Here is an 18,491-nt window from a genome sequence, read left to right on the forward strand (position 1 = left end):
GCCGATGGAGGGCTGGGACCCGAGCCTGCTGTTCCGGATCGCCGACGTCGCGGGCGTCGTCGGCAACGGCCTCCTGGGCGGTGCCGTGGCGCGGGCGAGGCGCTTCGACCTGATCGGCTTCCTATTCCTCGCGATCGTCTCCGGGCTGGGCGGGGGCATCATCCGCGACGTCATGCTCAGCGCACGACCCGTCGCGCTCACCGACCCCCTCTACCTGGGCGGTGCCGTGACCGCGGCGGTCATCGCCTACCTGCTGACGCTGGACGGGCCCATCTCGAGACGCGCGCTCAGCCTCGTCGACGTCATCGCCCTGGGATGCTGGTCCGCCACCGGCGCGTCCAAGGCGCTGGCCGCCGGCCTCGGCTGGATCCCGGCCATCCTGCTCGGGGTGATCACGGCCGTGGGCGGCGGCATGCTCCGGGACGTGCTGGTCAACGAGACGCCGGCGATCTTCGGCGGCAAGCCCATCTACGCGACGATCGGCGTGCTGGCGGCGCTCGAAATGGTCGCACTGCAGCACTACGGACGACCCGCTCTCGGAATGGGTGTCGCGATCCTCACCGCCACCGCGCTGGGTTTGGTGGCTCGCTGGCGCAACTGGCAACTCCCGGGTCCGGCCGACGTCACCTTCCGCCCGGCCCGGCTGCGTCGGCTCCGTCGAAGGGACTACGAGGACCCCGACGAGGCACCCGGCCCGAACCACGATTTTGGCCCCTGACAGGCATCGTGTATTGTTGATCAGGCAACGCGGGGTGGAGCAGCTCGGTAGCTCGCTGGGCTCATAACCCAGAGGTCACAGGTTCAAATCCTGTCCCCGCTACGAGAATGGCCCCCTGACAAGGCACTCAGCCTAGTCAGGGGGTTCTTTCTTGCCCGCAGCAGCCAAGCCAGTTCTAGCGAAAGCGTTGAAGGCGTTGCGGGAGGGGTACCCCGACACGTTTTGGCCCCATTCACAGGATGGGACTCGGCTGCACGACCAGGAGCAGCAGGCTGATGCCCAGCATCGTGAGCGCAGTCGGACCGTGGATTCCGTAGACCGCGGCCCTGGGCCCGCGGCTGCGGAGAACGATGACGGCGTCGCTTGCCGGGATGCCCGCCGCGATGAGCATGAACCACCCCATCAGAGGGGCGGGGCCCAGGAGCAGCAGGACCGCGAGGAACACACCGCAGGCGATGTCACGGACCCCCTTCACGGCGATCCACGCATGGAAGGCGCGGTCCTTTGCCGGTGTGCCGGGAATGCCGAACGCGACAGCTCCCTCCGGCGCCCAGAAGGCACGACAACCCATCAGGATGACGGCAGCGGCGACAAGGCCGGCGAGTACGGTAGCTGTGATCTCCATCATGTTGAAGGCTCCTTGCCCGGGATCGGACCCGTTTCACGGGGTGGATTTTCCACGCCCCAAGCTTGGAGCCGCACCCGCCACCCTCGCGCTCAATTCGGCGGTGGCCTAACGTTTGATGCGTGATCCGCTATCAGTTGGGGGCAGGGGCGGCCGGAGTGCGGTGGGCGATGTCCCCCATCCATGAGGTCGTCAGCCTCGCACGGCTGCTCACCGAGCCGCAGCGGCATCGGGTCTACGAGCCGTGGCTGCGCCGCCGACGACATCGTCTGAAGGACGTCGACCTGTCTGCCTTGACGGTGTTCATGTCAGATGGGGCGTACCGTCCCGATTTCCTGGATCCGCCCCCTCCCCACCCTGAGCCCACCTTCGAGGAGGGTGTGGAGGCACTGCTGGCAACGCCGACAGACCAGGTCCACGCCGAACTGGTCGACGCATTCCGGGGCCGCTCGGGCGAGGCCGCCGAGCGTCTGACCGGCAGTCCGGAGCGGACCAAGGTGGAGGCCGCCGGCGCGATCATGCGCCTGTCGAGGGCCGCAGTGGAGCCGGAATGGCCCTCGATGCGGCAGGCCCTGCGTGCGGAACTCCTGGACCGAGCCCTCCAGACCAGCCGCGAGGGCCTGCGATCCGTGGTCGGCCGACTCCATCCCTCGGTCGAGTATCGGGAGTCGACGCTCACCGTGGACACCTGCGTCGACGTGGATTCCGCCTGCCCGGACGGCCTGGTACTGATCCCCTCCCTGTTCATCACTGACCGGGTCCAGTGCAGCACCTCTGACCACTGGGGTCCTGCAATCTGCTACCCCGCCCCCGGAAGATATCTCTGGTCCAGGCCCGTCCCGCCGGCGTCCCTCGAGCAACTCCTGGGCCGCACGCGATCGAAGATCCTCGCGGCCATTGCCGTCACCCCACTGCAGACCAGTGTGGTGGCCGCGCTCGTGGACGTCACAGCCCCCACCGCCAGTGAACATCTGGCGGTCCTGCGCAACGCCGGCCTGATCGACACCAGCCGATCAGGCCGGACAGCCATCCACGAACTGTCTGCCTCCGGACGTGTCCTTCTCGGTGGCGGACCCGGACGAGGGACCGTCAAGGCCGACTGAGGCATCCACGGCCGAGATCGGGGACTGTGCCGAGCGCAACGCTCAGCCGCGGCGTCGGCGCTTCTCGAGCGAGCGGCTCAGGAGTGACGACGTGCTCGTGGGTTTCTTCCGGGCCGGCGGGCTGACCGGGTCGTCTCCCAGCACCTCGTCGTGGCCGGTCTGGTAGCGGTCGGACCAGATCTGCACGAGGGTCCAGCCGACAGCGGTGTAGGGTACCGCGAGCAGCGCGCCGAAGAAGCCGCCGACGATGGTGCCGATGGTCAGGGCGAGCAGCACGATCAGGGCGTGCAGGCTCAGGGTGCGGCCCATCACCACGGGCTGCAGGAAATTGCCCTCCAACTGCTGCACCCCGATGACGATGGCCAGCACCACGAGCGCCTCGACCGGGCCGTTTGCCACGAGCGCCACCATGGCCGCCAACGCACCCGCGACGGTGGCGCCGATGATGGGGATGAAGCCGCCGACGAAGACGATGACGGCCAGGGGCAGTGCGAGGGGCACGCCGACGATGGCGATGCCGACGCCGATCAGCACGGCGTCGACGAAGGCGATGATGGCCGTACCGCGCACGTAGCCGCCCAGCACCCCGGACGAGCGCTCCGCTGACTCGGCGAGCTTGACTCGGGTCTTGCCGGAGAACCAGCGCAGGCCGAAGTTCAGGATCTGGCCGCCGTCCTTGAGGAGGAAGAACAGCACGACGGCCATCAGCACCAGGCCGGTCAGGAACTGGGTCACGGCGGACAGGCCGCTGAGGGTGTTGCTGGCAAGCCCGCTCGTGAGGCTGCCGCTCATGACCAGGTCCGTGATCTGGCCGAGGGCGTCGTCGACCACCGCGGCGTCGACCGGGAGGGGGAGGCTGGCGACCCAGCCCTTGAGCGCCTGCCAGCCGTCGTCGGCCGAGGCCACCAGGTCGTCCCACTCGGACCGGACAGCGAACACGATTCCCGTGACCGTCGCACCGAGCAGGAGCAGGATCCCGAGGAACGCGGCGACGGTGGCCAGCAGCTGGGTCCAACCCTTCGACACCAGCCACCTGACCAGGGGCGAGACCGCGGCCGCGAGGATCAGCGCCACCAGCACCGCCACGACGACCAGGCTGACGCGCAACAGCAGCCAGATGGTTGCGGCCGCGACCGCGCCGATCATCAGGGTCTGCCCGGCACGGGCACCGGCACGCCCAAGCGGATCACTCCACGCCCCCACGGCCCGCGCGGCTGCGCTCCGGACGGCGACCCCGGAAGCGTCCGGGCCGGTCGCCTCGGCCGAACCCCCGCCCTCTGGCGCGGGCTGCACGTCGTCGGGTCGGTTTTCCTGCTGGGTGGTCACGAGCTGGCCTCCTGTAGACGGGTCCTGCCGCCAATCCTCACATGGCGCGCAAGTCCACGGTGGTCCAGCCGCCACTTCCCGTCGTGCGACACGCCCGGAGCCGACCTGCATCGATTGGCCCGCGCCGCAGGTGACAATCGTGCCCAGAGGGGAGGCAGGCATGACCGAGACCCACGACCGAGAAACACCCGATCTCGTCAACGCGGACGAGATCAGGGCCCTCGACGCCGTCTGGCGCAGGTTCGAGGCGGCCCTCATCAAGCACCTGGCCGACATGGTTCGGGATCGCGGCCGCAACACACTAGTGCTGGAACTCGCCGGCCCCGCCCTTGGACGCGGCACCGCGAGGCGCTACCTCGAACTGGCCACCGATGGCGACGACAGGCTCCTGCACGCGACGGCCGGCGGCAACGCGCACGCCGCCCTCGCAGGCCTGCGACGCCGCGGCTGGTACGTGGGAGAGGAGACCGGCACACGGTGGACCACCGAGAGGCCGATCGGCGAACTGGCCGAACTGGCTGCGGACGCCGTCTGGGCGCTGCGGCACTGCCACCGGGTCGCGCACCCCGACCTCCTGACCTACCGCGGCGACGGCCACGCCGTCCCGGGCGCGAGTCGCCTCGGTCTCCTCGCCACCGACGACGTGCCCGTCGAGGCACGCGCCAGCATCCGGTTCGCGCAAGCGACCGAGCCCGACGACGGCCCACCCATGCCCATCGTCACCACCTCCACCCAGGACCTGATGAGTCTGGTCGAGGCCGCAGTCGGGCACGGCGCGGACATCCACGTGGACTTCGCCCTCTACGTGCAGCGCCAACCGGTCTTCGTGCGCGTCAGCGACGACCAGACCTCGGTGCGGCTTTCCGCGCGGGTGGTTCGGGATGTCAGTTCACCGAGCGAGGCACGCACCGACATCCGCATATTCAACCGGGACGGCTGGCTGGACTGGCACGTCGCCCGGCGGGACATCTGGGTCAGCGGGACCATCCCCACCGACCCGTTCGACCAACCCGCTTTCCGAGAAAGCCTGCAGCAGTTTCTCGAGATCCTGCTGACCCACCGCCACGCCCTGGCGAGACGGACCGGCGGCCGCACGTACTGACCGCGTTCGCCCAGGCGAACGCACCACCGCTGCGCCGGGCACGGGCCTGGACCCCTCGGCGCCCAGAATGGTGCCCCATGAAGGCCGCAACGCGCACGCTGATCCCCCTGTTCGTCGCGTTCCTCTGCCTGCTCGGCAGCGGAACCACTCCCCTGCCCGCAGCAGCCGCGCCACCACCGGCACAGCAACAAGCCACCTACCGGACCCAGATCGCCGAACTGCTGGACCTCCACAACACGATCCGGGCCGAGCACGGCCTCGGCCCCCTGCGCTACTCCCCCACCCTCGCCGTCGAGTTCTCCCAGCCGTACAACGACCAACTCGCCGACGCGGACGCGCCGCTGGAGCACCAGGACCTCTCGCTCCTCGCGTGGCCGGGCGCGAACAGCGCGGGCGAGAACCTGTACTGGGGAGGCGGCTCCCTCGGCACGCCCAGCGCCGCAATGGAGGGCTGGATGAAGTCGGAGGGCCACCGGGACAACATCCTGACCCCCGAGTTCAACCACATCGCGATCGGCTGGTCCCGCTCCCCCGGCGGCCGGATGTACTCCACCGTCAACTTCTGGGGCGGAGACCTGACGGGCCTGGGCACCACCTACGCCAACGGCGCGCAACTGCTGGCGGGTACCCCGGCGGCATCGGACGTCGACGTATACACCACCCCCGGCCGCCACCACGTCAACGGGCGTGAGTGGAACACCACGTGCGAGCCCTACTCGCAGACGACCCGCTGCCGCACGGAAATCGTCGCCACGCAGGTCCGCTACGCCAACGGCTCCTACAGTCGCGTCACGGGCTGGGCGTTCAACAACCTCACCTACCTGCCAAGCGAGCGCTCGCTGTGGCGCCAGAACCCGCTGGGCCACGACGGCTCGTGGACCGCAGACGACGGTCGCCGCTGGCGCACCGAGTGCGACACCGCGGCCACCGGACGAAACGGTTGCCGCAGCTACACCTGGGCGACGGTGCTGGGGGCAGTCGCAAGGTCCGGTGGCGGCTACACCTACACCCGCGAGAACAAGTGGGTCTTCAACAACATCGTGCGGTTCGAGTGACCAAGGCCGCTCTGGCCACCGGCGACACATTTTGCCAACAGCAGAGGAACGTAATCATGCATTCGGAAACGCTTTGGTTAGGCTCCACTTGCTGGAGATGGGCTAGTCAGAGGCGTATGGTGGTGCCCAACGAGTCGACGACGACCACTTAACGAAAGGTCGGGGAACATGCCCACTCTCACACCCGTGAAGTCATGCGCTGCCACCACGTGCGCCTACAACCAGGACGGTTGCGCGGCCGGCGCCATCACCATCGCCGGCTCGGCCCACGCCGCCACCTGCGGCACGTTCCTGGCACTCGACGCCCGCGGCGGGCTGCCTGTGGCCAACGGAGCCGTCGGCGCCTGCCAGCGCCTCGAGTGCGTCCACAACGAGGACTTGATGTGCACCGCGGCCGACATCACCGTCACCGACACCGCCGTCTGCACGACCTACGAGGTGGCCCCGGTCTGAGCCGCCGCACTCAGAAGGCGGGCGCCAAACTGGAGGCCAGTAGCGCTTCCAGCCCCGCCCGGAGCCCGTCGACGTCGGCCACTGGCGCGGCGAATGGAACGAAAACCGTCGTGGCGTCCATGGCGGTGAAGTGCATCACCGTGACGCCCGTTGCGTCCACGTCGACGCAACGCACGGTCCCCAGGGTGTGGGCGCAACCGGTCGGCAGGTGCACCCGGGTCAGCTCCTCTCCGGGCAGGCGGCCAGTCAGCACGGCCTCGATGACCTCGACCCACTCCGCCACAGCCATGGAGGCGACGGCTTCGGCCGCCGAGAGCTCCTCCCCGAACTGCGGGAACGGTTCCGTCTTGCCTGCCGTCCCGATCTCGGTCGAGGTCAGGGGGATGATCCCTGCGCAGTCGTGCAGCAGGACCTTGGGGAACTCGACCGTCCCGATGCGCACACCGGGCATCCCTGCCAGGCCTGCCACCAGCTCGGGAAGCTGCCCGGCCATCGTCGGCCCCGAGGAGAACTCTTCGTCGACCCACGTGAGTCGACCCAATGCGTGCATGGTGGCCGCCCGAATGCGCAGCGTGGCCTCCGGCGCATCCTTCTCGACGTCGAGCCTCACGTCGAACGATTGCTCGCCAGCGCCGACGCCATCGTTCGAGATGGATGCCGCGACGACGAACGTGCCATCGGGGAGCGTGCCGTGCGCGAGCACCGGGATCGAGTGCTGTGGCTGCGCCCGGAACGCGAAGAGCTCCGCCCGGCCGCTGCCGCCCAGCAGCCTGTTGGCCACGGAAACCGCACGGCGATGCATGGTCTGGGCATCAACACCCTCGGGGCTCAACGTGTCGTCGAATTTCACGATGCCCAGCTTGTCAAATTGAAGACTGCGAGGCAAACCAGTCACGAGCGTCCCGGAATGCGGAACAACGCGTCGGGCCCGGCACGGTCCAGCCTTTGCCGCGGTGTGGCTAGACTCGCGGCTCAAGTGGTTCACCCGGTGGGCTGGACCGAGTACGCAATGACATGGAGTGTCGATGACCACAGGCCCGGAGCTCGCCTACGAGCTGGCAACCCACACGCTCGGCAACGGTCTCCAGGTCTGTGTCCAACCTGACCCGCAGGCGCCGGCCGTGGCCGTCAACCTCTGGTACGAGGTCGGCTCCTACGACGAGCAGCCGGGCCGGTCCGGCTTCGCGCACCTGTTCGAGCACCTCATGTTCCAGGGGTCTCGTGACGTGGCCAGCGGCGAGCACATGGCCGGCGTGGAGGCCGTGGGGGGCTCGGTCAACGCGACCACGTCGACGGACCGCACCAACTACTTCGAGACGGTCCCGGTGGGAGCGCTTGAGCTGTCGCTGTGGCTCGAGGCGAACCGCATGGACTCCCTCGCCATCACCCAGGCGAACTTCGACGCACAGGTGGAGGTGGTCAAGGAGGAGAAGCGCCAGCGCTACGACAACCAGCCCTACGGCGACCTGTTCGAACTGCTGGTCGCGCACCACTTCGATGCCACCCACCCGTACGGGCACCTGCCGATCGGATCCATGCAGGACCTGGACGACGCCGGCCTCGGCGACGTGCAGGCCTTCTTCGATGCCTGGTACCGGCCCTCCAACGCCCGGCTGGTGCTCTCGGGCAACGTGGCCGTCGACCAGGCCATCGAACTCGTGGAGCGGCACTTCGGATCGCTGCCGGCGCTCCCCCGCCCCCAGCACGCCGAGGCGCCCCCCGCGCTCTCGGCGCCAATGGTTACCCGCGTCTCGCGCAACGTCCCCCACTCGTTGCTGTACGCCTCCTGGCCCACCCCACCCGCGGCGCACGTCGACCAACTGGCCCTCGACATCGCACTGGCCATCCTGACCGACGGCCACACCTCCCGACTGCACCGGGCGCTGGTGCGCAGCCGCAACGTCGCCGAGGAGGTGCACAGCGCCTCGCTGCTCCACCTGCGGGCCGGCTCCGTCGCCACCCTGCTGGCGCGGCCGGCCGACGGTGTCCCGACCGACGCCGTCGCCGAGGCGCTGCGGGAGGAACTGGCTGCGTTCACCGTCACCGGGCCCACCGAGGAGGAGCTCGCCCGCGCGAGGGCCCAGTTCGAGCGGGACTGGCTGCTGGACCTCGCCACCGTCGAGGCCCGCGCCGACATGATCAACGACTCGTGGCTCACCCACGGCGACCCCACCCGGGTCAACCTCCGCCTCGCCGAACTGGCCGCACTGACGCCGGAGGACGTTCGCCGCGTCGTGGGACAACACCTCGGGCCCGCCCCGAGCGAACTGCACTACCTCGCCAAGGAGAGCTCCCGATGAACCGCCCCACCGTGCACCTCGCGCAGCGCTGGCACTTTCCCACGCCCGAACTCCGGACTCTCCCCAACGGCATGCGCGCGCAGGTGTTCCACCTGCCCGGCCAGCACGTCGCCGCGCTGGAGCTCGTCCTGCCCACCCCGCTCGCGGCCGAGCCGCGCGGGCTGGAGGGCGTCGCCACCGTGGCGCTCACCGCCATCGACGAGGGCACCGTTGCGCACCCGGACGGCCGGATCTCCGAACTCCTCGAACTGCAGGGGGCGTCGGTGCACGGGGTGACCCTCCAGACCAGCACCCGGCTCGGTACCGACGCGCCGGCACACCGGTTGCCAGAGGTCACCACCCTGTTCGCGGAGGTCCTGTCGAGCCCCGCCTACACGACCGACGACGTGGCGCACCACGTCGGGTTGCAGGTGGCCACCCACGACTCCCTCGAGGCCTCCCCCGGCGCCGTGGCCAAGCGTGCCTTCAGGTCGGCCCTCTTCGGTCGCGACGCCCGCGAGGGGCGCCCCGCGGCGGGCACGCCCGAGACGCTGGCCGCCATCAGGCGCGACGACGTCGTGGCCTGGCACCAGCGGCACTGGATCCCCGACGGGGCAACCGTGATCCTGGCCGGGGACCTCTCGAGCGTCGACGTCGACGAGGTGCTGGCACCCATCGGCGCGTGGCCCGTGGGCGGAACGGCCGCACCCCGCTCGGCCGCGCCGCCGCTGGCGCCTTCCGTGGTCATCGCGGACATGCCCGACGCAGTCCAGGCAACGGTGCAGGTGGGCTGCCTCACGCCCGGCCGTCGGCATCCGCACTGGGCGGCCCTCAAGCTCGCCGGCCACGCCATCACCGGGGCGTTCGCGAGCCGGCTCAACCTGGAGCTGCGCGAGCGTCTGGGCTACACATACGGCGTGCAGGGCGGCTTCGGCGCCCGCCGCAGCGACGGCCAGTTCAACGCAGGCAGCAGCTTCCGCACCGAGGTTGCCGCCGATGCCGTCGCGAGGATCCTGCAGGGCCTTGAACTCCACGCCCCGTTCACGGAGCTTGAGGTCTCCGACGCCCGCGCCTTCCTACTCGGGGTGGCCCCGTTGGCAAACGAGACAGCATCCGACATCGCCCGACAGGCGTCGGTGCTGGCCGCGGCCGACGAGGACCCCACCTTCGTCAACGAGCACTTCGAACGGCTGGAGGAGCCCTCCGCGGCCGACGTCACGGCGGCCTTCCGAGAGCACGTGCGTCCGGACCGGGTCACGATCGCGGTCAGCGGCAACGCCTCGGAACTGGAACCGGCGCTGCGAGCCGTCGGGTTGGATCCCGTCGTGCTCGACAGCGCCGGCTGAACCTGTGGTCGGTCAGTTCTCCTCGAGGGCCGTGAGCGCCTCCTCCATCGTGGCGCGAGCCTGCTCGTTCTTGGACTGGTAGGTGCCGAGGTCACCCTCGGCGAGCGCCTGGTCCGCCTCGATGAACAGTTGCATGCCCTCGGCGAGGAGTTCCTTGGCGCGCTCGGCCCCGACCAGGACGCTGCCGGGCTCCTCGGGATCGATCTCCTCCTCTTCCACGTTCTCGCCCGTGTCCGCTCCTGCGTCACCCTGGAACACCTGGTCGAGCGCGGCCTGCAGTGTGTTGCCGATGCCCACGTGCTCGCCGAAGCGCACCACCACGAAGCGCAGCGCCGGGTACGAGCCCGAGGCGTCGTTCTGCGTGTAGATCGGCTGCACGTAGACCAGGCCGCCGCCCAGGGGCAGGGTCAGCAGGTTGCCGTAGATCGCGGTCGCACCCTCCTGCCGGTTGAACGGCAGGAGCCTCTCGGCCACCGCCTCGTTCGTGGTGATGGCGTTGAAGGTCTGTCCGGGACCGGCGATCTGTTCGGTGTCGGACAGCTTCAGCGCACGCATCTGGCCGTAGTTGTCGCTGGTCGCGTCGGCGTTGACCGACATGTAGACCGACAGGTTCTCGCGGCCTCGCGGCACGAACACGGTGGTGTTGGCGAAGTGCGGCTGGGTGTCGCCCGGCCAACGGATGGTCAGGAAGTAGGGAGGTTCCTGGGTGGGCTGCTGGCCAGGTGCGACCGGGTCGTTGGGCACCTCCCAGATGTCCGACTCCTGGTACCACGTGTTGGTGTTGGTGGTGTGGTAGCGGCCCAGCACCTGACGCTGGATCTTGAAGAGATCCTGCGGGTAGCGCAGGTGTGCCATCAGGTCCGGCGAGATCTCCTCCTTGGGGGTGACCACGCCGGGGAACACCTTGTCCCAGGTCTGCAGGATCGGGTCGTTCTCGTCCCACTCGTAGAGCTTCACAGTGCCGTCATAGGCGTCGACGGTGGCCTTGACCGAGTTGCGAACGTAGTTGACCTGCGTCCCCACCAGCAGCCTGTCGGCCGCAGTGCGGGTGTCGGAGATGGCCTGGGCCCAGTCCACCCTCGTGGAGTTCGGGAAGTTGGCCGTGGACGTGTAGGCGTCGATGATCCACACGATGCGGCCGTCGACGACGCTCGGGTAGGGGTCGGAGTCGAGCGTCAGCCACGGTGCGGCTTCCTGGACGCGGTCCGCGGGGACGCGGTTGTGCAGGAGGCGGGACTCCTCGTTGACACGGTCCGAGAGCATCAGGTTGACGTCTCCGAAACGGATCGCGAACAGCGACTTCGTGAAGAAGTCACCGACCGGCACGCCGCCGTCGCCCTGGTAGGTGTTCTTGGACTCCATGCCACCCTCGCCACCGCCCGGGGTGTCGAGCTCGACGGGCTCCGCACCGTCGGGCCCACCGGCGACCACCCAGTGCGTGGAGCGCTCGCCGAAGTAGATGCGCTGCTCGTGCTCGGGCAGCACTCCTACCGTCGGGATGCCGCCGGAGAAGAACACCGGCTCGCCGTTGGACTGGCGCTGGTTGCCGTAGGCGGCTGCCAGACCGTGCCCATGGGTGTAGACGGTGCGCATGTTGTTCCAGGTGTCACCGGACTCCACGGAGGCAAGGTCCAGTTCACGGACGGCCACGACGGCGTCCGCCTCCGTGCCGTCGATGGTGTAGCGGTCGACGTCGAGGGTGGATGGGAAGGCGTAGTAGCCACGGACCTGCTGCAGCTGCTCGAACGCCGGCGGGATGACCGCCGGGTCCATCAGCCGGATGGCGGGCAGTGCTGCGGCGTCCTCGCGGAGCTGGCCGGCGCTGACCGTGGTCGTCGCCTCGTAGTCGGTGATCTCCACCTCGCCGATGCCGAAGGCGTGCCTGGTCGCCTCGATGTTGGCTGCGATGTAGGGGCGCTCCTTGTCCGGCTCGTCCGGGTCCACCTCGATGGTCTGGATGAACCACGGGTAGCCGATGCCGAGGATCAGCGAGGACACCACCAGCAGGGCGATGGACACACCGGGAACGCTCCAGCGCACCCGCCACGCGTTGTAGAAGCACACGAGGGCGCAGATCGCTGCGATGACCGCGACGATCAGGTGCGCGGGGATGCGCGATGCCGCGTCGGTGAACGCGACACCCGTGAAGAGGTGGTTGGTGGTCGTCAGCAGCGAGTAGCGGTCGAGCACCTGGGAGGTTGCGAACAGCAGCAGCACCACCCCGAGCATCACCGAGAGCTGGCGTTGCGCGGCCAGCCCGCCCTTGGTGCCCGCCAGCGACACGTTGCCGAGCCCCCGCAGTGCCTTTGAGGTCAGGGATCCCGTGAGGAAGTGCACCATCAACGCGCCGAGCAGGGCGAGCACGAACGCGAAGGTCACGTACCCGAGGACGAATCGCCACCACGGCAGGTGGAAGACGTAGAACGAGGCGTCGAGTCCGAACACCGAGTCGGTCTCGCCGAACGGGGTCGCCCGGATCCAGGCGAGGAACAGCGAGGAGGCGCTGGCCGCGACGGCGCCGCCGAGCAGCCCTAGTGCCGCGGACGGCACGGCCATGATGAGCGTGGAGCGCCTGTCCAGCACGTCGCGCAGCTGCACCAGCATCTCCGAGTCGAGGTTCGCGTGCCGAACCCGGGGACGCAGCCTGTAGGCGATGGCCAGCCCCGCGAACACGAGGCCACCCATGATCAGGGCGAAGACCAGGAAGAGCCCCACCTGCGCCGCGAGCTGGGTGGTGAAGACGGTGCCCATCTCGATGCTGCGGAACCACAGCAGGTCGGTCCACACCCGGGAGGCGATGACCACGATCGCCACCACGACAGCGAGGACGATGATGGCGGGCAGGAAGGCTCCCCGCCTCTGCTGGTCATCGGGGGCGTGTGCACTGGAGGTTGTCATTGCGGCTTTCCTTCGAAGGTGCCCAGGAGGGCATCGGCGAGACCGGGAACCAAGTCATCGGCTCCGAGCAAGTCGTCGGGATTGGAGACGAGTCGAGCGAGACCGTGGCGGGTGCCGTCGCGCTGGACGCCCACCACCACTCGGACGTCGGTGCGCTTGGGGTGCTTGCGCACGAAGTCGACGGCGGCATCCACCTCCTCGGGGATCTCGTCCTCGAACTCGGGGGGCAGGAATGAGCGTTCCATCGCGATCGCGGCACCGTCGACCGTCTCCGGCCAGTAGATGCCGGCGAGCCGGTCGAAGACGTCGTTGCCCGCCGCGAAGTTCTCCTGCTCGATCGCGGTGAGCGCGTCGGGCATGGCCTCAGGGACGCGTCCGCGCAGCTGGGGTTCCAGCTCGAGCAAGGACGCGGTGGTCACCAGCGCGAAGAGCCGCGCGGGCTGGTCCCAACCGTTGTCGGAGACGTGACGTTCGATGTCGGCGAGACAGGCGACGAGCCTGCTGGAATCGGGCTCACTCACAGGTGGGTACCTCCATGTCGGACTGGCCTTCCTTGATCAACTGCAGCGCAGCGATGGCATCTTTCAGGGTGTCCACCGGGACCAGGCGCAGGTCCGTGCGGAAGTCACCGATGTTCTTGCAGGTCTCCATGGGCAGCACGAAGATGGTCGCGCCCGCACGTTCGGCGCCGCGAATCTTGGCGCGGATGCCACCGATCCCCTCCACCTTGCCGGAAGCGTCCACCTCTCCGGTGATGGCCACGACGTGGTCGCCGATCAGGCTGCCCTCGGTGATCTTGTCGTAGATGGCGAGGCTGAACACGAGCCCGGCACTGGGACCGACGACCGCAGGGTCGATGCGGTACTCGACCTGCGGCGCGAAGAGATACCCCACGTCCACGCCGATGCCGGCGTAGGGCTGCGAGTCGGCGTTCGCCGTGGTCACGACGCTGACCGTCAGCTGGGCGCCGTCGCGCACCACCTTGAACACGACGGGGTCCCCGACCGATCGGTTGCGGATGACCTCTGCGACGTCGTCGCGGGTGGAGACGACCTGCCCGTCGATGCTCTCGATGAGATCCCCGGCATGGAGCTTCCCATTGGACGGACCTGCCAGCACCACGCTGGAAACCATCGGCATCTCCGTGACCGGCTGGCCGGCGGCCCGCAGCGCCGCCACGACGGCGTGGTCGCGCGAGCTGTCCATGGAGGCCACGGCCTCCTCCCGGACCTGCTCGTTGGACTTTCCGGGCGGGTAGACGACGTCGCGGGGCAGCGCTTCGGAGTCCGGTGCCAGGTGCGCGATCAGCGCCTCCGGGAGACTGACCGACGCGTCCACGCTGGAGCGCGAAACGGTCGTGAGGCGGAGCTCACCGCGGGTGGGGTAGTTCTCGAGCCCGTTGACCTGCAGCAGCGGGCCGTCCTCGTCGGCGCCGAGGACGTCGATGGTCTCGCCCGGCCGCCAGGTGACGACGGGCACGGGGACCAGCACGATCAGCGCCGCCAGTACGACGAAGAGGATAGAGGAGACGATGGCCACCACGTTGCGCGACATCGAGCCTCCCTTCAACCGCCGACACCCGACAGTGGCCAAGCGTACCAACCATGGAGGAAGTGCCATTGGGCAGGTGTTTGACCGGTGTTGTTCAATGGTTCCTACAGCCGAGGAAAGGGACCCACCATGTCAGGCGGCGACACGTCCGGACCAACGCCCGGGGGCTTCGGAGGATTCGACTTCGAGGAACTCCGCAAGCTGCTCGAACAACTGGGGATGAGCGGCGCCGGGGACATTGACTTCTCCAAGCTCATGGAACAGTTCTCGCGCGCACAGGCCGCGGGGGGCGTGGGCTTCGGCTTCACCAACGCCGACCGCGACCCGGACGCTGCCTGGCGCACGACGATCACCTCGGCGAAGCAGTTGACGCAGGGACTCGGCCCGGATCCGGCGCTCACCTCCTCTGAGAGCCACGCGATCGTGGACGCCGAACGCCTGGCGCAGAGCTGGCTCTCCGCCAAGACCTCCTTCCCCGAGACCGGGGTGCCACCGGAGACCCTGCGCAGGGAGGACTGGCTGGACGAGACCAGCGCCGGCTGGCGCGAGATCGTGGAACCGATCATGAACGGGCTGGCCGAGGCTCTGGGCCGTGGCGCAATGGCCGAGGACGAGCCCGAGCTGGGGGCGCTCACGTCGATGCTTGCCCCGATGATGAAGCAGTCGGCCTCCCTGATCTATCGCGACCGCCTCAAGAAGGTGCTCGCCGAGGTGGCGGGCTCAACCCTGACGGGGACCGAGATCGGCATCAACCTCCTCCCCCGGGCACGCGTCACGATCCTGCCGAGCAACGTCGCCGAGTTCACCCGGGACCTCGAGATCCCCGAGGCCGACGTACTGCTCTACCTGGTGCTGCGCGAGGCCGCTCGCATCCGGCTGTTCCACCACGTCACGTGGCTGGGCCCACAGCTCAACGCGCTGCTGGCCCACTACGCCCGCGAGATCGTCATCGACTTCGAGGCCATCTCCTCCGAACTGGATCCCTCCAGCCTGGAGCAGTTCTCGCTGGAGGACATCGTCGCCGTCGGTGAACGGGTCCGGGGCTCCTTCTTCAAGCCCGCGAGCACCGAGACCCAGTTGGAGATCCTCGGGCGGCTGGAACTGCTGTTGGCCCTCATCGAGGGCTGGGTGGACCACGTCACCTTCCGCGCCACGGAGGCCTGGATGCCCAACGCCGGCTCGCTGAGCGAGGTGGTGCGCCGGCGTCGGGCAGCCGGCGGACCGACCAAGGACGTGTTCAGCAACCTGCTGGGCCTCGACCTGCGCCCACGGGTGGTGCGCGACGCGGAGAACCTGTGGGCAGCCATCGAGCACGAGCGTGGAGCCGAGGGCCGCGACGCGGTCTGGCAGCACCCGGACCTCCTGCCCACCGCGGGGCATCTCGCTGATCCGCTCTCCTACGGCAAGGAGACGTCCGCCGAACCAGAGCAGGACGAACTGGACGTGGAGTTGCGAAAACTGCTCGGTGACAGCGGAAACTGACGAACCACTTGACGCGGGCACTCAAGTCCCGACAGACTCGTCTACCGAGGGTCCCGAAGGAAGCACGCGCAGGGGAAGGCGAGTGCAGCCAACGGGACTCTCGCTACGTTCACGGGGACGGCAAGTTGAATTGGGCGGCCCGGGTTGCGCCGTAATTCACCCCCGGACGGCTACAGTTGCACAGGACTCGCCTCGGTGACCGGGGCGAAGGTACTAAAAACAATCTAGGAGGAACAATGGCTGCAGAGACCTACGAGGGCTCGTTCTACTGCGTGAAGTGCAAGGAGAAGCGCGACGCCACCGGTGAAGTCGTCGTGAACGCCAAGGGCACGAAGATGGCCAAGGGCAAGTGCCCCGTGTGCGGCACCAACCTGAACCGCATCCTCGGCAAGGCCTGAGTCCCACAGGACTTCAACGGGAGCGGGCCGGTGACGGATCACCGGCCCGCTCCCGTTTTCTATGCCCCGGCCAGGTGGTCGGAGATGACCTGTAGGGCGCCCGGACCGTAGCGGTCCGCCTTGACCGCCCCCACCCCCGGAATCCGCAGCAGTTCGGCACGGTCCCTCGGCACCGCCTCCGCCACCGCCTGCAGTGTGGCATCGGTGAAGACCACGAACGCCGGTACTGATGCTACGGCGGCCGTCCTGGTGCGCCATTCCCGAAGCGCCTCGAGCAGCCCCTCGTCGTACTCGACGACGCAGTCGAGATGCCTCAACAGCTTGCGCTCGGCGCCCGTGGTGACGGGGTGACCGCACACGGAGCAGCGCCGGGAACGTGGTGAGGACGCTCCGCCGGTGGCGGGTCGCGCCGCCGGTTGGGTGGCGGCCACACCGTCCAGGAACCGTGAGCGGACGGCCTTCCCCCTGACCGCCGAGGTGGGGTGCGAGACCCTCAGGTGCGTCCGGGCGCGAGTGAGCGCGACATGGAGCAGGCGGCGTTCCTCCGACAGTGCGGGCTCCTCCGTGCTGAGCGCGAACGGGACCAGCCCCTCGCGGACTCCGACCACGGCGACCGCGTCCCACTCGAGGCCCTTGGCGCCGTGCATCGTTGTGAGCGTGACCGACTCAGCCACCGGGGACTCCTCCCAGGCCGCCCGTTCCGAGAGCCAGGCACTGAACTCAGCCGCCGTCCATCCGACCCTGCTCTCGGCCTCCGCCACCGCCATGTCCTTCAGCGCGTTCAGGGACTCCCACTGCTCCCGCTGGCGGCCCATGCCCGACGGCGGCTCGCTGGTCCACCCCGTGGACTCCAGGTACCTGCCGACAAGCGCCACCGGCTCCGCCGTGGGTTCCCGGGCCGCCGCCGCCGACAGCGCGTGAACAGCCTGCCGGACCTCGGGACGCTGGTAGTAGGCATCGGTGCCGCGCACTGAGTACGGGATTGCGGCGTTGGCGAGCGCCGCCTCGATGGTTGGCGCCTGCGCGTTGATCCGGAACAGGACCGCCATCTCGGACCACGGCGTGCCCTGCGCGTGCAGGGTCCTGAACCAGTCGGTGACCGCGGCCGCCTCGTCGGCCTCGCTGCCCTCGGAGTGGAAGGAGGGCGCGGCACCCGCCGAACCGCGCGTGGCCCGGAGCGCCGCGTCGGCCGCGGCACCAAGGCGCAGCACCTTGTTGGCGACCTGCAGGATCTCGGGCGTGGAACGGTAGTTGCGCACGAGCCGCACCTGCTCGGCGTCGTGCTCCGCCGCGAACCCAAGCAGGTACTCGGCCCGAGCCCCCGCGAAGGAGTGGATCGCCTGGTTCGGGTCTCCCACCACGCAGACGTCGCTGCGGCCGTCGACCCACAACGAGATCAGGCGGTGCTGGATGGCCGAGACGTCCTGGTACTCGTCGACGATGAAGTGGCGGTACTGCTCCCTGATCGCCTCCCCTGCCGTTGGGTACTCGGCCAGGAGCGCTGCGGCGCAGAGCAGCACGTCGTTGAAGTCCACGAGTCCGGCGGCGGACTTGGCCTTCTCGTAGTTGACCATCACCGCGGCGACCTGGGTTGGGGTGGCTCCCGAGACGTCCCGCCCGTTGGGCCCTGCCAGTTCCGCGTACCGGGCGGGCGCCACGTTGCTCGACTTCGCCCAGGAGATCTCCGTCTCGAGATCCCGCACCAGGGCGGTCTCCGCACCGCCGAGCACCTGGTTGGCCGCCCGCGCCACGAACGAGAACGTGTTGTCGGCGACGGCCGGGAACTCGGTGCGGAAGGTCTGCGGCCAGAAGTAGCGGCACTGCCGCAGCGCGGCGGCGTGGATGGTGCGCGCCTGCGCCCCCCTCACGCCGAGCCCCGCGAGCCGGCTGCGCATCTCCCCCGCGGCGCGGGTGGTGAACGTCACGGCCAAGGTGGCGCTCGGCAGGTAGCGGCCCTCCCTGACCGCGTTGGCGACCCTGTGCGTGATGGCACGGGTCTTGCCGGTGCCGGCGCCGGCCAGCACCACGAGCGGGCTCTCCAATGTGGTTGCAACTCTCAACTGGTCTGGGTCGAGGACGTCGAGGATCGGATCTGTCACAGGCCCATTGTGGGCCACCCCGCTGACAGGTCCTGCCGCGGCCGGACCCGGACGGG

Annotated in this window: 16 protein-coding genes and 1 tRNA gene; 10 read left to right on the forward strand and 7 right to left on the reverse strand. The window is 69.1% G+C overall.

Features of this window, described 5'->3' with window-relative positions; genetic code table 11:
* The first annotated feature begins 4 nt into the window (after positions 1-4).
* Both FOJ82_RS13240 and FOJ82_RS13245 read left to right on the forward strand, forming a co-directional pair.
* Positions 5-718, forward strand: coding sequence for a trimeric intracellular cation channel family protein (locus FOJ82_RS13240; protein ID WP_143938947.1), 714 nt, complete (start codon positions 5-7; stop codon positions 716-718).
* A 28-nt stretch (positions 719-746) separates the two neighbouring features.
* A tRNA-Met gene (locus FOJ82_RS13245) sits at positions 747-820 on the forward strand.
* A 130-nt stretch (positions 821-950) separates the two neighbouring features.
* Here the strand turns inward: FOJ82_RS13245 and FOJ82_RS13250 are convergent.
* Positions 951-1,346: a DUF4267 domain-containing protein gene (locus tag FOJ82_RS13250; protein ID WP_143938948.1), complete on the reverse strand. Its 396-nt coding sequence runs from the start codon at positions 1,344-1,346 to the stop codon at positions 951-953.
* Positions 1,347-1,465: 119 nt separating this feature from the next.
* Here FOJ82_RS13250 and FOJ82_RS13255 point away from each other — a divergent pair, with 119 nt between their 5' ends.
* Positions 1,466-2,446, forward strand: coding sequence for a winged helix-turn-helix domain-containing protein (locus FOJ82_RS13255; protein ID WP_143938949.1), 981 nt, complete (start codon positions 1,466-1,468; stop codon positions 2,444-2,446).
* A gap of 42 nt (positions 2,447-2,488) precedes the next feature.
* Here the strand turns inward: FOJ82_RS13255 and FOJ82_RS13260 are convergent, their stop codons facing one another.
* Positions 2,489-3,772: an AI-2E family transporter gene (locus FOJ82_RS13260; protein ID WP_221933160.1), complete on the reverse strand. Its 1,284-nt coding sequence runs from the start codon at positions 3,770-3,772 to the stop codon at positions 2,489-2,491.
* Positions 3,773-3,932: 160 nt separating this feature from the next.
* Between FOJ82_RS13260 and FOJ82_RS13265 the strand changes: the two genes are divergently transcribed.
* The 3 genes from FOJ82_RS13265 to FOJ82_RS13275 all read left to right on the forward strand — a co-directional run bounded on the left by FOJ82_RS13265 (position 3,933) and on the right by FOJ82_RS13275 (position 6,382).
* Positions 3,933-4,874 carry a T3SS (YopN, CesT) and YbjN peptide-binding chaperone 1 gene (locus FOJ82_RS13265; protein WP_143938950.1) on the forward strand — a complete coding sequence of 314 codons (942 nt, stop codon included), beginning with the start codon at positions 3,933-3,935 and terminating at the stop codon, positions 4,872-4,874.
* 77 nt (positions 4,875-4,951) lie between these two features.
* Positions 4,952-5,929: a CAP domain-containing protein gene (locus tag FOJ82_RS13270; RefSeq protein ID WP_143938951.1), complete on the forward strand. Its 978-nt coding sequence runs from the start codon at positions 4,952-4,954 to the stop codon at positions 5,927-5,929.
* Between the two features lie 168 nt (positions 5,930-6,097).
* Positions 6,098-6,382: a DUF1540 domain-containing protein gene (locus FOJ82_RS13275; RefSeq protein WP_143938952.1), complete on the forward strand. Its 285-nt coding sequence runs from the start codon at positions 6,098-6,100 to the stop codon at positions 6,380-6,382.
* 10 nt (positions 6,383-6,392) lie between these two features.
* Here FOJ82_RS13275 and FOJ82_RS13280 read toward each other — a convergent pair whose 3' ends face one another.
* Positions 6,393-7,232, reverse strand: a complete 840-nt coding sequence (locus FOJ82_RS13280; protein ID WP_143938953.1) for a DUF2470 domain-containing protein — start codon at positions 7,230-7,232, stop codon at positions 6,393-6,395.
* A 175-nt stretch (positions 7,233-7,407) separates the two neighbouring features.
* Between FOJ82_RS13280 and FOJ82_RS13285 the strand changes: the two genes are divergently transcribed.
* Together FOJ82_RS13285 and FOJ82_RS13290 are read left to right on the forward strand one after the other, a co-directional pair.
* Complete coding sequence (locus FOJ82_RS13285; protein WP_143938954.1) at positions 7,408-8,682, forward strand: M16 family metallopeptidase; 1,275 nt, start codon at positions 7,408-7,410, stop codon at positions 8,680-8,682.
* Positions 8,679-10,007 carry a M16 family metallopeptidase gene (locus FOJ82_RS13290; RefSeq protein WP_143938955.1) on the forward strand — a complete coding sequence of 443 codons (1,329 nt, stop codon included), beginning with the start codon at positions 8,679-8,681 and terminating at the stop codon, positions 10,005-10,007. The genes FOJ82_RS13285 and FOJ82_RS13290 overlap by 4 nt, the downstream gene beginning before the upstream one ends.
* Positions 10,008-10,019: 12 nt before the next feature.
* Here FOJ82_RS13290 and FOJ82_RS13295 read toward each other — a convergent pair whose 3' ends face one another.
* From FOJ82_RS13295 to FOJ82_RS13305, 3 genes are read right to left on the reverse strand one after another with little or no spacing between them, the layout of a single operon-like run.
* Complete coding sequence (locus tag FOJ82_RS13295; RefSeq protein ID WP_143938956.1) at positions 10,020-12,905, reverse strand: UPF0182 family membrane protein; 2,886 nt, start codon at positions 12,903-12,905, stop codon at positions 10,020-10,022.
* Complete coding sequence (locus tag FOJ82_RS13300; RefSeq protein WP_143938957.1) at positions 12,902-13,426, reverse strand: PPA1309 family protein; 525 nt, start codon at positions 13,424-13,426, stop codon at positions 12,902-12,904. The genes FOJ82_RS13295 and FOJ82_RS13300 overlap by 4 nt, the downstream gene beginning before the upstream one ends.
* Entirely contained in the window at positions 13,419-14,459 is a 1,041-nt protein-coding gene (locus FOJ82_RS13305) for a YlbL family protein (RefSeq protein ID WP_185975792.1), read from the reverse strand. The genes FOJ82_RS13300 and FOJ82_RS13305 overlap by 8 nt, the downstream gene beginning before the upstream one ends.
* 126 nt (positions 14,460-14,585) lie before the next feature.
* Here FOJ82_RS13305 and FOJ82_RS13310 point away from each other — a divergent pair, with 126 nt between their 5' ends.
* Both FOJ82_RS13310 and FOJ82_RS16300 read left to right on the forward strand, forming a co-directional pair.
* Positions 14,586-15,938, forward strand: a complete 1,353-nt coding sequence (locus FOJ82_RS13310; RefSeq protein WP_143938959.1) for a zinc-dependent metalloprotease — start codon at positions 14,586-14,588, stop codon at positions 15,936-15,938.
* 236 nt (positions 15,939-16,174) lie between these two features.
* Positions 16,175-16,336 carry a DUF5679 domain-containing protein gene (locus FOJ82_RS16300; protein ID WP_185975793.1) on the forward strand — a complete coding sequence of 54 codons (162 nt, stop codon included), beginning with the start codon at positions 16,175-16,177 and terminating at the stop codon, positions 16,334-16,336.
* Between the two features lie 59 nt (positions 16,337-16,395).
* Here FOJ82_RS16300 and FOJ82_RS13315 read toward each other — a convergent pair whose 3' ends face one another.
* On the reverse strand, positions 16,396-18,435 hold the full coding sequence (locus FOJ82_RS13315) for an ATP-dependent helicase (protein WP_246099884.1): 2,040 nt from the start codon (positions 18,433-18,435) through the stop codon (positions 16,396-16,398).
* Positions 18,436-18,491 lie beyond the last annotated feature (56 nt).

The sequence above is a fragment of the Tessaracoccus rhinocerotis genome (assembly GCF_007197885.1).
Lineage (GTDB): Bacteria > Actinomycetota > Actinomycetes > Propionibacteriales > Propionibacteriaceae > Arachnia > Arachnia rhinocerotis.

Coding starts and splice junctions, on each gene's coding strand:
- FOJ82_RS13240 (WP_143938947.1), top strand. CDS start 5: ATGGAGGGCTGGGACCCGAGCCTGCTGTTCCGGATCGCCGACGTCGCG.
- FOJ82_RS13250 (WP_143938948.1), bottom strand. CDS start 1,346: ATGATGGAGATCACAGCTACCGTACTCGCCGGCCTTGTCGCCGCTGCC.
- FOJ82_RS13265 (WP_143938950.1), top strand. CDS start 3,933: ATGACCGAGACCCACGACCGAGAAACACCCGATCTCGTCAACGCGGAC.
- FOJ82_RS13270 (WP_143938951.1), top strand. CDS start 4,952: ATGAAGGCCGCAACGCGCACGCTGATCCCCCTGTTCGTCGCGTTCCTC.
- FOJ82_RS13275 (WP_143938952.1), top strand. CDS start 6,098: ATGCCCACTCTCACACCCGTGAAGTCATGCGCTGCCACCACGTGCGCC.
- FOJ82_RS13285 (WP_143938954.1), top strand. CDS start 7,408: ATGACCACAGGCCCGGAGCTCGCCTACGAGCTGGCAACCCACACGCTC.
- FOJ82_RS13290 (WP_143938955.1), top strand. CDS start 8,679: ATGAACCGCCCCACCGTGCACCTCGCGCAGCGCTGGCACTTTCCCACG.
- FOJ82_RS13295 (WP_143938956.1), bottom strand. CDS start 12,905: ATGACAACCTCCAGTGCACACGCCCCCGATGACCAGCAGAGGCGGGGA.
- FOJ82_RS13305 (WP_185975792.1), bottom strand. CDS start 14,459: ATGTCGCGCAACGTGGTGGCCATCGTCTCCTCTATCCTCTTCGTCGTA.
- FOJ82_RS13310 (WP_143938959.1), top strand. CDS start 14,586: ATGTCAGGCGGCGACACGTCCGGACCAACGCCCGGGGGCTTCGGAGGA.
- FOJ82_RS16300 (WP_185975793.1), top strand. CDS start 16,175: ATGGCTGCAGAGACCTACGAGGGCTCGTTCTACTGCGTGAAGTGCAAG.